Here is a 14,423-nt window from a genome sequence, read left to right on the forward strand (position 1 = left end):
ATCTTATGCCTCTCTTCCTACGATGTAAAGCGCTTTCATACACTTTCCATTTCCAAGTATATGTTTATTCTGCAATTTTCGCAATATTGTAAGAAATGCTAGGAATCTTATAAAATACTAGTTTTTCTTTCCTTTTTTATTAAATCTCTAAACCTTTTTTCAGATCGCTAAGCTCATCATCCCTTAAATACCGCCACTTTCCAGGTTCCAATGCATGAAGATGTATATTCATAATGCGTATACGCTCTAACTTCTCAACTTCATACCCTAGCGTTTTACACATACGCCGAATCTGCCGGTTTAGTCCTTGCGTTAGCGTGATGCGAAAAACATATTTGCTTATCCACTCTGTTTTCGCAGGTTTTGTTATTGAATCTAAAATGAAGACGCCTTGAGCCATTTTTTGAAGAAACAACTCGGTAACAGGTTGATCGACCGTCACTTCATATTCTTTCTCATGACCATAGTCCGCCTGCGAAATACGATTGGCTAACTCTCCGTCATTCGTTAATAAAATCAAGCCTTGAGAAGCTTTATCTAACCTTCCAACGGCAAATACGCGCTCTGATAGATCGATATACTCTAAAATATTTCCGTCAATCTCAGGATTAGATGTGGTCGTGACTCCCACTGGTTTATTAAAAGCAAGGTATACCGCTGACGTTTTTTGAGGAATAACTTTCCCATCGATAAGGACAGTATCCATATCCAGTACAAAACTATCTTTATTGGCGATCTTTCCATTTATAGAAATTCGGCCACTCTTCAACAGCCGATCCGTCTCTCTTCTAGAGCAAAAACCCGTTAAACTAATATATTTATGAATGCGCATGCTAATCCTCACTTCAACGTTGTGAATATGCACAACGATTTATAATTATAACTCCAAATGAATATAATTTCGATAGTTTTTATAAATATCCATTATTTTTCACTTCTCTATTCATACTACCATTTTTATTTAGAGCGTTTCTGCATGCTTTAATCTTAAAAAAAGGATCAACAAAAACTTTTTTTAGTGAAATCCTTTTCAACTCTCTCGGCGAACTTGTAGTATGGAAGAAGTAAAGGGAGGTCATTTTAACATGGAACTTAAAGTATTATCAGAATCAGAATTTGAAAAATCCATTCAGCTTTCTCAATATGCTTTTCAGTACATCGTAAAAAAAGAAGATCTGCCAAAACGGTATGAAATGATGAAGAGACAGGAAATCTGGGGAGAGTTTGAAAACGAAGAGCTTATTTCTAAACTTCACATTCACTCTTTGGAGATCTCTATTGAAAATCAGCGTTTTCCGATGGGTGGAATCGCAGGTGTAGCTACTTGGCCAGAACATCGCCGAAAAGGATCAGTCACCCGTCTCTTACAACATGCACTTTTACGAATGAAGGAGAACGGTCAAAGCATCAGCTTGCTTCACCCTTTCAATATCCAGTTTTATCGTCGTTTCGGCTGGGAGCTCACAGCCTCAGTGAACAAATATACACTCAACAAAAGTGATCTCGTGCGATATGAAGATGTCCCTGGAACCATATCCAGGTTAACGGAGAAGGACGGAAATGAGTTACTAAATACGGTTTACGAAGGTTGGTTCCGTACATACAATCATCTGCTTGTTCGTACAGACTATTGGTGGAACAATCATGTATTTACAGAAGGCTATAACCGGATCCTCTATAAAGATGAAAACGGAGAACCTAAGGGATACCTATGCTGCAAAGTCGCAGATAAATTGCTGGATGTTCAAGAGTTTGTCTATGTCAGCGATGATGCACGGCGTGCGCTATGGAATTTCATCTGTCAACACGATTCGATGGTAGAAAAAGTAAAAATCATCGCACCATCTAATGATCAGCTTCCGTTTTTATTGAACAATCCACGGATCCACCAAGAACGCTATCCCTACTTCATGGCACGTATAGTGGATGTAGAAAGCTTTCTAAAGCAATATCCATTTAAGAACGTAGAAGGCAGTCTTACACTATCCATAACAGATGAAAAAGCGGAATGGAACAACGGTACGTTCACAATCGATACAAATGGCATCACGAGGGAATCAGAGACTGTATCAGAAGCATTAGCTATGGATGTACAAACGCTGGCGGCAGCACTTCTAGGCTCACAAAAGCCCCAGTTTTTATTTTCATGCGGAAAAATCAAAGGTAACCAAGAAAACACTGAACGATTTGAAGAAATCATTACAAATAAGCCCGCAGCTTTCCTGGATTTCTTTTAAAAGAGCTCTTTTCTAAAAGTTGTTTTCTTTCTGAGCCTTTCTCCTTTGACAGTTGATTGGAGTGTAAGGTGCGAGACTCCTGCGGGACAGGCGGGCAGGTGAGACACTTATACGGTAACGTACGAATGTGGCTCACCGCCTGCCCCGCGGAAAGCGAGCATCTGCAACGGAAATCAACTACTTCCAAAAGCAACAATGAATTCGAAAACAGCTTTTATACCACAAGCCTTATCCATCATCGGATAAGGCTATTTTAATTCAGCATGTTTCAGGGAAAACTGAGAGGGAAAAGGATAAATAGACCCTTTTTCTAAAATAGGAGGTAATCATTCATGAGTGACAAAACAGATAAACAAAAGCAGTCAGAAGACATCGCAGAGAAAAACTTCGAACTTGATAAGAAAAACAAATCAAAGACAGATAAGGAATTAGAAACCGTTCACGAGCAGATCAACGATACATTTAATCAAGGTACGATTGATCAAAAAGAACAGAACAAAAAAGAAAAAAAGGATAAGTAGCAAAAAAGCCTCTCATTGCCGAGAGGCTTTTTCTTATGATGTTCTAAATGAGTCTGGAAACTGCTTCATGATGCCATTCGTTATTTCATCGGCAAACATCACCATATGGTTCTTGTTCTTATCAAAGATCGCAATCTCTCCAGCATAATCATTTTTAAGCCTTGCAACAGCTTCATCACTTACATACTTCAAATGTGTGTAAAGCATTTCTTTGACTTGTTGCTCTGACCAGTTTGGATTCGCCTTACTCATAAATTTGGCTATATCATCTGCGTTACGATACCAGTTTTTATTAATTGTCGCTGCTTTTGCAGTATCGCCTTTTTTCACGGCATCCACCAATTGGCCTGCGATCACGATGTGCTCTGTTAATAATTTTCCGAGTTCGTTCCCGGCTTTATCTCCATAATACGGCTTGATCGAGTTACCAATATCGGTTTGATTCTGCAATAGCCTCTTCAACACGGCGTCTTGATCTTTAGCACCTTCAGTAGCACTCACAATGTAACTTCTCGTCCAATAAACATGGTCTTTCCACAGTCTTCTTTGCAACGAATACAGATCAATCGCATTCTGGTTAAAACACGGTGCCTGCACTCTTTGTTTTGTCTTTGCTTCTGCATGTAAAGGTGAAGTGAAAACCGGAAACGCTATGGCAAGCACCATAATCAAGCTTAATATTTTTCTATACATATGAACTCTCCTTCATGTTAGTTTCATATGTAGTTTGTATCGTTGTCACCATTTCATTCCTAAGACACAAAAAAAGAACAGTGAACACTTAGGCTCACTGTTCTTACGTTCTTATACTTGACGGTTCCAATGGCGGTGAACGGAAATAGCTTCCGTAAAGTTCTGTACGAAATCGTCTTTTCCATCTCCACTCACAACACCAGGCTGTCCGGTCAGTTCTGCTTCATTCAGCCACTGCTGACCTTCATGAGTACCACCGATCGGTTTATAGTGTGCGAAAGCTTCATTAACGAAGTGCAGAGCATTCTTCTTAAACGCTGCATCATTACTTCCACCTACAACGTATATCGCATCAAAGATAACAGAAGTTGCAGTCAAGAACGTATGCATGATCTCTAGTTCAGATCCATCATCCGCTATTCGTTTACCTAGCTTATCACTGATACATTCACCTTGAATGCCGCTCTCTTTTAACGATTGCAGGATTTCTGCTGCTTCACTGCTTACAGTCGATCCAACAATTACTCCCACTTTTCTTGTTTTCGGGCTTTTTACCGTATTCAGCTGGCTTAAAGCTGGTGAAGACTTTGTAACCGTAGAACCTTCACCTTGAGGAGGTACCGCATCAATCGCTTCTGCAAAAGCAGTCGCAAGCTCCAGGCTCACGTTGCCAAACATATCTACGACTTGCTGTTGTACGGATTTGCTCTTCACTTTACCCAGCTCAAAACTAAAAGCGTTCTTTAGATGCTGTTTTTCCGGCTCGCTCATACTGTTCCAGAAAAGAGTGGCTTGAGAGAAATGGTCTTTAAAGCTCTCGCTTCTGCTTCTAATTTTTCTTCCGTCTACTTTTTCCTGATAATGAACATATCCGCCTTCTGCTTCAGGAGTAGGTGACGGCGTATTCGCTGCAAGTGAATTCTTGTGATAGCTCACTTGCCCTCTGTTGATCGTATGTCTTGAAATTCCGTCACGCTGATTGTTATGAAACGGACATACAGGTCGATTGATCGGAAGTTCATGGAAGTTTGGTCCTCCAAGACGAGAAAGTTGTGTATCCGTATAAGAGAACAAGCGTCCTTGTAATAGTGGGTCGTTTGAGAAGTCGATTCCTGGTACAACATGTCCCGGATGGAATGCAACTTGCTCTGTTTCGGCAAAAACGTTATCCACGTTACGGTTCAACGTCATCTTGCCGACAATTTTTACCGGTACATCCTCTTCTGGCCACAATTTCGTCGGATCTAGGATATCAAAGTCAAAGTTGAATTCATCTTCTTCCGCAATGATCTGAAGTCCTAGTTCATATTCAGGATAATCCCCATTTTCGATCGATTCCCAAAGATCTCTTCGGTGGAAATCCGGATCTTTCCCAGAAATTTTTTGTGCTTCATCCCACACGAGTGAATGTGTTCCTAAGACTGGCTTCCAGTGAAACTTCACAAAATGCGCTTTTCCTTCGTCATTCACAAGCCTGAACGTGTGAACGCCGAACCCTTCCATCATACGAAAGCTGCGTGGAATCGCTCGGTCAGACATCGCCCACATCACCATATGCGCCGACTCTTGATTGTTGGCTACAAAGTCCCAAAACGTATCATGCGCGCTTGCTGCTTGCGGCATCTCGTTATGAGGCTCTGGTTTTAACGCATGGACAAGATCAGGAAACTTAATCGCATCCTGAATAAAGAAAACCGGAATGTTGTTTCCAACAAGATCGTAGTTTCCTTCTTCTGTATAAAATTTCGTTGCAAAACCGCGCGCGTCACGCACCGTTTCAGCAGATCCACGTGAACCAGCTACAGTTGAAAAACGGACGAACGTTGGTGTTTTTTTAGAGATATCATTTAAAAAATTTGCTTTCGTAAATTCTCCTAAAGACTCATATAATTCAAACTCACCATGAGCTGCGAATCCACGAGCATGTACGATACGCTCTGGAATTCGTTCATGATCAAAGTGAGTCATTTTTTCCCGGAAATGAAAATCTTCCATAAGTGTTGGACCACGTTCTCCCGCTTTTAGCGAGAATTCGTCTTCAGCAACTTTTAACCCTTGATTGGTCGTTAACTTTTTGCCTTTGTCATCTGCACGATACTGTTCCAGCTGTTCATTCTTGCTGTTGCCGTTCACTTTGTTCTGATCGCTCATTTAACTAATCCTCTCCATTATGTATTTTCACATCATAAAGAGACCTTTCCCTACCTGTGACGGAAGCAAACTGATTTTTTATAAAAGTTCTACTCCTTCAAAGGGAAAATAGTTGCCGTTTCGTGTACCGAAGCTGTTCGTTTCATATACCTATGTGGGTATTCACGACTTTCAATCCAGAAGTTTTGTTACGCAATCCAGAAATTTCGGCTGTTTATCCACAAGATTATTAGCTCAATCCAAAAGTTTTAATGGTTTATCCGCAAGTTTACAATCCTCGACAAATTACGCAGCTTAATTTCTCTCACATACCCCGTAGCATGAAAGCTCCCATTAATAATAAATAAACGCAGCTGATTGCTCAGCTGCGCTTTCTAGTTACTTATTCATATGTGCCAGGAAATCCCCAAGCAGATCTTCCATTTCCTGCTCCGGACTTTCTGTTTCATCTTTTTCTTCAGGCTCATCTCGCTTAGCACTGTTCCAATCGAATTGACTGAGGTCATCATCGTCAAAATCTTCGGCTGATCGTTCGGTCTCAACTCGATTTTCATACTGATCCAATGAATTCTCTTCACGCTCTACATCTTCCTGCAGATATAGGGCCTGATCAATATCGGTTGCGTTGCTGTTTAAAGCCGCAAGCAAAGATGCTGTTCTTACAGGATTGGATATAAGCTGATACAAAATATTGCCTAACAAGGCCTCTGAATGTTCATGCTTCAACCAATCACGCTGCATCTTACTTAAATTTTTCGGCAACGGTATCGTAATCGTCTCTCGATCTCTTTGGATGTCTTGTCCCACACCTTGAAGAACATACTCTGAGATCTTGCTCGAAAAATTGCGCCTCTCCGTCTCTTTCAGCTTTTGAAGCTCTTTGATGACGTGATCTGGGGTGTCAGAGGGGATACGAAAAGCTATCGTTTTACCTCTTGTAATCTCATTGGATGCTTTTTTGTCCATTTCATCACCCTTGTTTAAGCTTTAACGGCTTTTTTGTCTTTATCCTCGCTCTTTTTCTCTTTAGGTGCAGTTCTTCTTAAGTGATCAGAAATCAGCTTATAATAAGCGTTTGCCATCATCCAGATGCTTTCTTTTTCATCTTCAAAAAAGTCGATGTTGTAGCCATCCAGATTATTATTTAACGTCTTAATATAATCTTTAAGTACCGCAGATCCTCCACCTACAAAATAGCAGATTTCAGTTTGCGAATTCTTTTGCCAAACGTTGCGAAGAAGACGGTATTGCTTTTTCGCCAAGTCTACTAAAATTCGGTCCGTGATGTCATGAACACTCGTACGGCTACCACGTACCATGATGTGGTTGCGGTTCGTCTTTTTCGTAATGATATCTACTACATCACGTCGGCTGTCTAATTCCACGCCATGCTTAGAACGGATTTCTTCTCTAATTTGCTCTAGCGCTTCAGAAACACCAAGGTTAAATCCTTGAGCTTTATCATCATCAACGTTTCTATTTTTAATAACTGCGATATCTGTAGACAGGCCGCCGATATCTTGGATAAGGATAGGCTTGTCAATCAGATCTTTATTAGTAATGTTTAAATCGTTATCCATAACAAGGTTAATAAAAGCAGCAAAACCTTCAGGATACACTTTTACTTCTTCAAACTTTAAGTTAACTTTAATTCCTTGGTATTTAGGTGTTACTAGGAATTCTACTTGGTGAACAGATCCTAATAGTTTTGAACGATATCCAGCATCCTTACCTTCTTTTACTTCTCGTAGAGGAAGACCCGTTCCTAAAATATAGCTTGTATCGATCACATTGTTGTTTTTCGTAAATGTTTTAGCATTGTCTTCATTTACAGCATCAAGAGCTAATGCAGCAAAAAGCATGATCAATGTTTGATCTTCTTCTGATTTACTGCTTCCTGGATCTAATTCAGCAGAGTTATCGCTCTTAGCAGCAAGCTGACCAACACGATAAATGACATTGTTTTCTTTAAGGGCAGGGGAGTGAACTCGAATATGTATGCCTTCTAAAGGATCTTTGCTGTCTAACTCCTCAATCCCGATTACAGGACGATCCTCAATATCTCTAGCAATTACGTTAGGGATGTTTAATTCATGTTCTAATGTACCGAAAATTCCTTTTAGTGAATCGTTACCTACATCAACTGCAGCAATTCTAGAATTACTCATGGGCGTACATCCTTTCTTTTTCAATTCTTTATTTTGTTGCTATATAAATAGATTAGAGGGTTAATTGAAATTAAACAATGCCTATTTTTCTTTTTAATACATTTGTAAACACGCAAACATTTTCTGTAAACTTGTAAACATAGTTGCAAACAAATATTATTAATCACCACAAACCCTTATGCGCCAACAAGTAAACGTTTTTGTAAACTTGCAAACAAATAAGCAAACAGTTGCAAACGTGATTGTAAACTTGTAAACATTTTTGTTTGCATCCGAAAAGAGGTAGGTAGAACGACTCTCCCCTATCCCTTTAACATGCTGATTATTATATTTTAGATAGGGAAATCATGAATTATAATCTAATTATTTAAAGCCGAGGTGATCGTTTAAATGATTTCACTTGATAAACATCATGATCCACTCACTAACAAAAACTTGATAGAAGAATTGAGAAAAAAGCACGCTCATACAGAATCTATTGATGTAAATACTTCAGAGAATCTATTCAAAGACTCATTAAAAAAAGTTAAGAAACGTAATAGAAATTCTTTAGAATGGTTCAAATATGCAACAAAAAGTTTGATAATAAAAAGGGCTCGCTACAAAGACGTCGATACGACTGATTGGGATAAAGATGAACAAGAACATATCTATCCTCGATGGATCACGAAGTTAAATGAGCAATACGAGATGCTTTATCGATATATAAAAGAGGAAGTAAACGTATTAGACTATGGTGCTGTTGGGGACGGAATAACCGATAATACGGAGGCTTTTAAAAAAGCAATCGGTAAAGGAAGAGTCATTGTACGTATTCCAGCAGGAAAATTCATAACAAAAGGCATCAAATTGCCTTCGTGGACGATTCTTATAGGAGAAGGAAAACGTAAAACGACCCTGCAGCTGCATGAAGATTGTCCTAAAGCAGAATGGCTGATCACAAATAAAAACCATTTTAAAGGTAATCGAAACATAGCTGTAAAAGGGATGACACTCGATTGGAACCTAGAACGGCTAGATTCCGAAGAAAAAACGAGGGCAGGAAACAATCGATCAAGTTGTTTAACCTTCGCTAACGTCACTTATGGCTGGATGTTTGACCTAGAAGCTGTTAATCCAGGGCTGCACGGGTTTGATGTGTCTTCTTCGCTATATACCTACCTCGGGGACGGTACTCGTTCAAGAGGAGGAAGTAAATACATCTGGTTAGACAATCTCAATGGGTACGGCTTTGGTGATGATGGTATTACCACACACCACAGTGAGTATATCTTTATTTCGAATTCCCATATGTGTGACCCAAGCGGAAGGTCCCATAAGAAAGGATTTTCGAACTCTAATGGCATTGAAATCGATGACGGTTCTCATAATGTTTGGCTACTGAACAACTCAACAGCACGCTGCTTTGGAGGTGTTGAGATTAAAGCACATCATAACGCTTCTGCTGCTTCAAATGTACACATCTATGGTCATTTATCTGTAAACGATAACCGATCCTACAATTTTCGTCATATCGGCCATCATAAGGATATAGATCCTGAATCGAAAACAGCTCATCATATCTCAGCAACTAATCTCTTTAGCATCTCGCCTATTTTTACAGAGCTCTATAAAGATTCAACACCTCGCGGCCTCGTGGTATCTGGTTATAACCATGTTGTGATCAATGGTTTAACCGTTCTAGGCGATCGCACATATAACTATGATGGTAATCCGGTGATTGCCATTCAATATCGCGCGCACAACGTCATTCTGAACGATGTTGTCGTAAAAGATTTTACAACCGCTGGATCGGCTGTAAAAGTGTACGGGGGACCTCATCGACCCAATGATGTAACATTAAAAGGCATTCGGTGCGATCATTTTTTTACAAAAGCGATAGATATTGCTTCAGACATCGAGCAAACACTGGCTGATGAGATCGTTATTGAAAAAGAGACATCTAGCAGTACGTAGATGTCTCTTTCCCTTTGTTATAGCGCTTTCTCAAGTTGAATGTCTAAAGGTTCTCTTTTGAAGATACGCTCATTCACTTCTTCTGCTGGTGAACACCCTACAGCGCGATAAAACGATTGTGATTCAATAGACGGATGCGCTGCAATATAGAGTTTCCTACCACCTAGCCTCTTCGCTTCTTGGCAGCAAAAAGAAAAAAGCTTCTTCCCAATCCCCATGCCCCGCGCAACATTTGTGACATGTAGGTATGGCAGCTCAACATATTGCGCCTCGGAACCAAAGCGTTCACTTTCTACATTCGCAAAACCTACTAACTGCTTCTGATTCCATGCTGCAACAACTGCTCCCCCGCTTCTTACACATCTTCTTAACTCTTCAATGACCTGAACCTTCTTTTCCGGCATCCAGTCATCAATAAAATAATCATCCTTCACTTTGTAGGATTTATCCTCTACATACCATACTTGTTTTGTTTCTTGATATCGGATGAATTCCTTTAAAAAATCATCCGTTAGTTCAGTAACGCCAACTACTTTACACGTGACAAGGTTCTTCATTTGGCTCCCTCACTTAGTGATCTTCCCTCTCGATAGAAAGACCTTCAACATGACGCTTTTTCATGGAATTGTTCTTTTTTCTATTTTCTTTTGATTCAAATACAATGTCCATATCATAATTGTCTGGATACAGCATTTTACTCTCAATATGAAGTTTTAAGCGCTTTTTATGAATGATATGCTTACTTTCTCCAACCAATACACCTAGTTCTCCATGATCATTCTCTAGCTTGTAAACAATTCCTGCGGCTTTTAGACTTGAAACGAATACACGATCACCTATATGAAAAATTTCTCCTAGCTGCTCTTCCACTTTTCGCGGTTTCTCCTGTTGTTTTTTCACTTTTGACTGAGCTTTATTACGTAAGTCCTCAAGTTTTATAAATTCATCTGTGGAAAACACTGAAACTTCATTCTTATCCACATGTGGATAACTTTCTTTTCTTGTAATGAGTTGTGCACGGTGGATAATCTCATCGTCCATTCCCAATTTTTTTGCGATCGAGAAAGCCTGACTTTTCCCTGCTTTACCTATAATTAAAGAATACGTAGGCTGAAGCGTCTCAAGATTAAAATCCATCGATCCGTTTTCAAAACCAGGTGTAACGGAAGCAAATTCTTTTATTTCACTATAATGAGTGGTTGCTAAAATCATACTTCCCTTGCTGTACAACCTCTCGAGAATAGCAACGGCAAGCCCCATTCCTTCAGAAGGATCCGTTCCCGCACCCAGTTCGTCTAAAATGACCAAATCCTGTGGCCCTGCTTCTTTTAAAATGGAGATGATCGTTGTCATATGAGAAGAAAACGTACTTAATGATTGTTCGATACTTTGCCCGTCTCCGATATCAACAAAGACGTCTCTGAATACGGCAAATTCACTGCCTTCATCAACAGGTACATGCAGACCTGTTTGAACCATTAAAGTTAATAAACCTACTGTTTTAATGGCTACCGTCTTTCCACCCGTATTAGGTCCTGTGATGATGAGTGACTGATAGCTTTTGCCAAGATTAAAATGCAGTGGAACACATTTTTCACCTATCAACGGATGTTTGCCGTTTATGATGCTTATCACATTCTCTTGATTTAACGCTACTGATTTCGCATCTAGCACTCTGCTATACTTCGCTTTTGCAAAGATAAAATCGTAATGAATCATCGCTTCAATTGTAATATGCAATTCCCTCTCGTAACTCGCAACCATACCTGTCAGCACGCCTAGAATCATAGAGATCTCGATCTCCTCTTCTGCTCTAAGCATACTGATTTCGGTTTGAAGTTTACGAATATCATGAGGTTCAATATACACGGTAGCGCCACTTGAAGAACTATCGAGTACTTGACCATCAATATTACGCTTGTATTTGCTCTTAACAGGAATAACATAACGACCATCTCTCATGGAAACGATCTGATCTTGCAGCATATCACGGTAAACAGAGGACTTCATCATGTTATCGAGCTTGGATTTAATTCTTTCTTCGACAACGGTAATCTTTTTTCTCACTTTCAACAAAGTTTTACTAGCATGGTCATCGACTCCACCGTTACGGATACAACGATAGATCTCTTCTTTTAAATCACTTAGGTCAAACATAGAGTACGCATAAGAAGATACGCCGGGTCCTACAGAAGTTTTGTCTCTCATGAATCGCTGCATTCGGCTCACGTTTTCTAAAAGTCCAAATATTAATGTGAGTTGTTCGGGAGATAGATTCAATCCTTTCTTCGGTATCTCTAGAACTTGCTCCAAACCGTTTAAATTAGCGATCGGGACACTTGCACTCTTCTCTAAAATGCGTTTTGCTTCCGTCGTATCGAGCATCCATGATTGAATCACAGAAAGGTTAGAAGAAGGTTGAAGCTTTTCTATTTGTTCTTTTGTGGCTCTATTTAATGCAAAAGACGCAAGCTGTTCTTTAATTTTGTTATATTCAAGCATGTTTATGGTTTGTGTATTCAATGGAACTACCTCCAGAAATTTTTTATAGCAAAAACAAGTTATCTTAAAGAATTGTTTATTATCCCCTCCTCTTAACAGAGGCCAGGAACTGCCAATAAAAAAAGACAGAAATGAACATGTCATTTCTGCCTCATAGATAGACTTCACCCTAAAAAATGCATAAAAAAACCGGCTCATAAGAAGAGTCCGCAGCATCATGGGATTGAGTATGATGGCTTGTATCTGACCGCTGTTCTTAACTATTGGTGGCAAACAAAAGACATAGCAAATAAACCGGACATGCCGTTTCATTTTTTCTTTTGTAGACCGATATCCAAATTGTTTTAGTTAAGAACGACAACGCTCACAAACACACCATCCCTTCCATTGAATTACCATTATCATATGTAATTGTTTTACAGTTGTCAACTTAATAAAAGGTCAACTTAATAAAAAGAGACCAGTTGAAAAAACCGGTCTCTTTTCATTAGGCTGTTTTCGAATTCAATGCTGCTTTTAAAATATATAATTGGACAGATTATTGGCTGAAATGGACAGATTACGGTGGAGATTGGACAGATTATGTGGCCAATCGGAGAGATTAATCTTCGAATCAGACAGATTACCTTCACCATCAACAAACTACCTCTACATAGGAGCAGTTTTAATGCGTAGACAGGCATATGGGTAGCGTGCAAACACCTCAAAGTGTGCTTACTGTCGACTTTTTAGAATATACTGTCCACTTTTTGAGTTTTACTGTCCACTTCCATTCACCACGCACTTTTAGGAGTAAACAGCTTTCCATTAAGACTTAATCGATTGATCTTTATCCTTCTTGATCTGTTTACTTCTTAACTGACCGCAAGCCGCATCGATATCTGTACCGTGCTCTTGGCGAATCTTACAGTTGATTCCGTTCTTCTTGAGCGTATCATAGAACGCTAGAACTGATTCTTGATCACTTCGCTGATACTGACTATGTTCATCCACTGGGTTATATGGAATCAGATTGATATATGTTTTTTTCTTTTTATCTTGGAAAAGAGCTGCAAGTTCTACCGCTTCTTCTACATGATCATTTACATCTTTTAATAGAATATATTCAATCGTAATTCTACGATTTGTTTTCTCAATATAATAGTTGATCGCATCCATCAGCTTTTCAACAGGGAAAGCTCGGTTAATCTTCATAATTTTTGTACGCAGTTCATTGTTTGGTGCGTGAAGGGATAATGCAAGATTAACTGGGATGTTCACATCTGCAAACTCGTACATTTTGTTCACGATCCCGCTTGTTGAGACTGTAATATGCCTTGATCCGATCGCTAACCCTTTTTGATCGATCATGATCTTTAAAAAATCAATCATGTTTTGGAAGTTATCGAAAGGCTCACCGATTCCCATTACAACGATATGACTTACCTTTTCTCCCCCACCTGCAGCGTCTAAATGATGCTGCACGTTCATGATCTGCTCTACAATTTCCCCACTTGATAGATCCCTTGTTTTGGTTAACAGACCACTTGCGCAAAAGCTGCAGCCGATGTTGCAACCAACTTGTGTGGTTACACATACCGATAAACCGTATTTATGTCTCATCAGTACGGTTTCGATCAAGTTGCCATCATTCAATTTGAAAAGGAATTTAACTGTTCCATCTGAAGCTTCTTGCTTAACGTGCTCCCGAAGCGTTTGAATGGTAAAGTTTTCGGTTAATAATTCGATACAATCTGCTTTGATATCGACCATTTCCGAAAACGTGGTTACTCGCTCTCTATATAAATAGTTCCATACTTGTGAAGCGCGATACGGTTTATAGCCATGCTGTCCAAGCCATTCTGTAAGTTGTTCAATCGTTAATCCATAAATGGAATTTTTGTTCATGTAAAAAGACCTCTTTTCACTACCTGTAAACTTATTCTTCTATAGTACTAAAAATTTCACTATATACACAATGGTTGAACCCGTTTCCCAGCACCTTACAATTTTTTTATTTTTTGAGCATACTACGCAAGTAAATTTTCGCACTACTTTTATACATTTTTTATACCCTATTTATGCATATATATAAGCCATTATGCCCATATAGGGTGTAATTTCCATTTACGTATGCATAAGAACCTGTAATAATAAATAAGCCGAAAACTTTTGACAATAATAAATATTTCAAAGTATTATATTTAATGTACTAA

General features: G+C 39.2%; 11 protein-coding genes. 3 read left to right on the forward strand and 8 right to left on the reverse strand.

The window, feature by feature from the left end:
* Positions 1 to 139: 139 nt before the first annotated feature.
* Entirely contained in the window at positions 140 to 832 is a 693-nt protein-coding gene (locus tag ACNJYY_RS21435; protein WP_416730068.1) for a pseudouridine synthase, read from the reverse strand.
* Positions 833 to 1,085: 253 nt separating this feature from the next.
* On the opposite strand from ACNJYY_RS21435, the gene ACNJYY_RS21440 reads away from it, so the two are divergent.
* Both ACNJYY_RS21440 and ACNJYY_RS21445 read left to right on the forward strand, forming a co-directional pair.
* Positions 1,086 to 2,237: a GNAT family N-acetyltransferase gene (locus ACNJYY_RS21440; protein WP_416730069.1), complete on the forward strand. Its 1,152-nt coding sequence runs from the start codon at positions 1,086 to 1,088 to the stop codon at positions 2,235 to 2,237.
* A 332-nt stretch (positions 2,238 to 2,569) separates the two neighbouring features.
* Complete coding sequence (locus ACNJYY_RS21445; protein ID WP_144696672.1) at positions 2,570 to 2,758, forward strand: DUF4025 domain-containing protein; 189 nt, start codon at positions 2,570 to 2,572, stop codon at positions 2,756 to 2,758.
* A gap of 33 nt (positions 2,759 to 2,791) precedes the next feature.
* Here the strand turns inward: ACNJYY_RS21445 and ACNJYY_RS21450 are convergent, their stop codons facing one another.
* From ACNJYY_RS21450 to ACNJYY_RS21465, 4 genes are all read right to left on the reverse strand, one after another.
* Complete coding sequence (locus ACNJYY_RS21450; protein ID WP_416730070.1) at positions 2,792 to 3,451, reverse strand: glycosyltransferase; 660 nt, start codon at positions 3,449 to 3,451, stop codon at positions 2,792 to 2,794.
* A 111-nt stretch (positions 3,452 to 3,562) separates the two neighbouring features.
* Positions 3,563 to 5,602 carry a catalase gene (locus ACNJYY_RS21455; RefSeq protein WP_416730071.1) on the reverse strand — a complete coding sequence of 680 codons (2,040 nt, stop codon included), beginning with the start codon at positions 5,600 to 5,602 and terminating at the stop codon, positions 3,563 to 3,565.
* A 378-nt stretch (positions 5,603 to 5,980) separates the two neighbouring features.
* Positions 5,981 to 6,568 carry a hypothetical protein gene (locus ACNJYY_RS21460; RefSeq protein ID WP_416730072.1) on the reverse strand — a complete coding sequence of 196 codons (588 nt, stop codon included), beginning with the start codon at positions 6,566 to 6,568 and terminating at the stop codon, positions 5,981 to 5,983.
* A gap of 14 nt (positions 6,569 to 6,582) precedes the next feature.
* On the reverse strand, positions 6,583 to 7,770 hold the full coding sequence (locus ACNJYY_RS21465; RefSeq protein WP_416730073.1) for a hypothetical protein: 1,188 nt from the start codon (positions 7,768 to 7,770) through the stop codon (positions 6,583 to 6,585).
* A gap of 390 nt (positions 7,771 to 8,160) precedes the next feature.
* Between ACNJYY_RS21465 and ACNJYY_RS21470 the strand changes: the two genes are divergently transcribed.
* Entirely contained in the window at positions 8,161 to 9,726 is a 1,566-nt protein-coding gene (locus ACNJYY_RS21470) for a glycosyl hydrolase family 28-related protein (RefSeq protein ID WP_416730074.1), read from the forward strand.
* 17 nt (positions 9,727 to 9,743) lie between these two features.
* Here the strand turns inward: ACNJYY_RS21470 and ACNJYY_RS21475 are convergent, their stop codons facing one another.
* The 3 genes from ACNJYY_RS21475 to rlmN all read right to left on the reverse strand — a co-directional run bounded on the left by ACNJYY_RS21475 (position 9,744) and on the right by rlmN (position 14,115).
* Positions 9,744 to 10,283 (reverse strand): GNAT family N-acetyltransferase, encoded by a 540-nt coding sequence (locus ACNJYY_RS21475; RefSeq protein ID WP_416730075.1) that lies wholly within the window; start codon positions 10,281 to 10,283, stop codon positions 9,744 to 9,746.
* 13 nt (positions 10,284 to 10,296) lie between these two features.
* A complete protein-coding gene (locus tag ACNJYY_RS21480; protein WP_416730076.1) occupies positions 10,297 to 12,249 on the reverse strand; it encodes an endonuclease MutS2 in 1,953 nt (650 codons plus the stop codon).
* 786 nt (positions 12,250 to 13,035) lie between these two features.
* A complete protein-coding gene (gene rlmN, locus ACNJYY_RS21485; RefSeq protein ID WP_416730077.1) occupies positions 13,036 to 14,115 on the reverse strand; it encodes a 23S rRNA (adenine(2503)-C(2))-methyltransferase RlmN in 1,080 nt (359 codons plus the stop codon).
* Between the last annotated feature and the right edge of the window lie 308 nt (positions 14,116 to 14,423).

The organism is Fictibacillus tiangongensis (genome assembly GCF_048083785.1).
Classification (GTDB): domain Bacteria; phylum Bacillota; class Bacilli; order Bacillales; family Fictibacillaceae; genus Fictibacillus.

Excerpts from the sequence above, each read along its gene's own strand:
- ACNJYY_RS21440 (WP_416730069.1), top strand. The coding sequence starts at position 1,086 with ATGGAACTTAAAGTATTATCAGAATCAGAATTTGAAAAATCCATTCAG.
- ACNJYY_RS21445 (WP_144696672.1), top strand. The coding sequence starts at position 2,570 with ATGAGTGACAAAACAGATAAACAAAAGCAGTCAGAAGACATCGCAGAG.
- ACNJYY_RS21465 (WP_416730073.1), bottom strand. The coding sequence starts at position 7,770 with ATGAGTAATTCTAGAATTGCTGCAGTTGATGTAGGTAACGATTCACTA.
- rlmN (WP_416730077.1), bottom strand. The coding sequence starts at position 14,115 with ATGAACAAAAATTCCATTTATGGATTAACGATTGAACAACTTACAGAA.
- ACNJYY_RS21455 (WP_416730071.1), bottom strand. The coding sequence starts at position 5,602 with ATGAGCGATCAGAACAAAGTGAACGGCAACAGCAAGAATGAACAGCTG.
- ACNJYY_RS21475 (WP_416730075.1), bottom strand. The coding sequence starts at position 10,283 with ATGAAGAACCTTGTCACGTGTAAAGTAGTTGGCGTTACTGAACTAACG.
- ACNJYY_RS21470 (WP_416730074.1), top strand. The coding sequence starts at position 8,161 with ATGATTTCACTTGATAAACATCATGATCCACTCACTAACAAAAACTTG.
- ACNJYY_RS21450 (WP_416730070.1), bottom strand. The coding sequence starts at position 3,451 with ATGTATAGAAAAATATTAAGCTTGATTATGGTGCTTGCCATAGCGTTT.
- ACNJYY_RS21460 (WP_416730072.1), bottom strand. The coding sequence starts at position 6,568 with ATGGACAAAAAAGCATCCAATGAGATTACAAGAGGTAAAACGATAGCT.
- ACNJYY_RS21435 (WP_416730068.1), bottom strand. The coding sequence starts at position 832 with ATGCGCATTCATAAATATATTAGTTTAACGGGTTTTTGCTCTAGAAGA.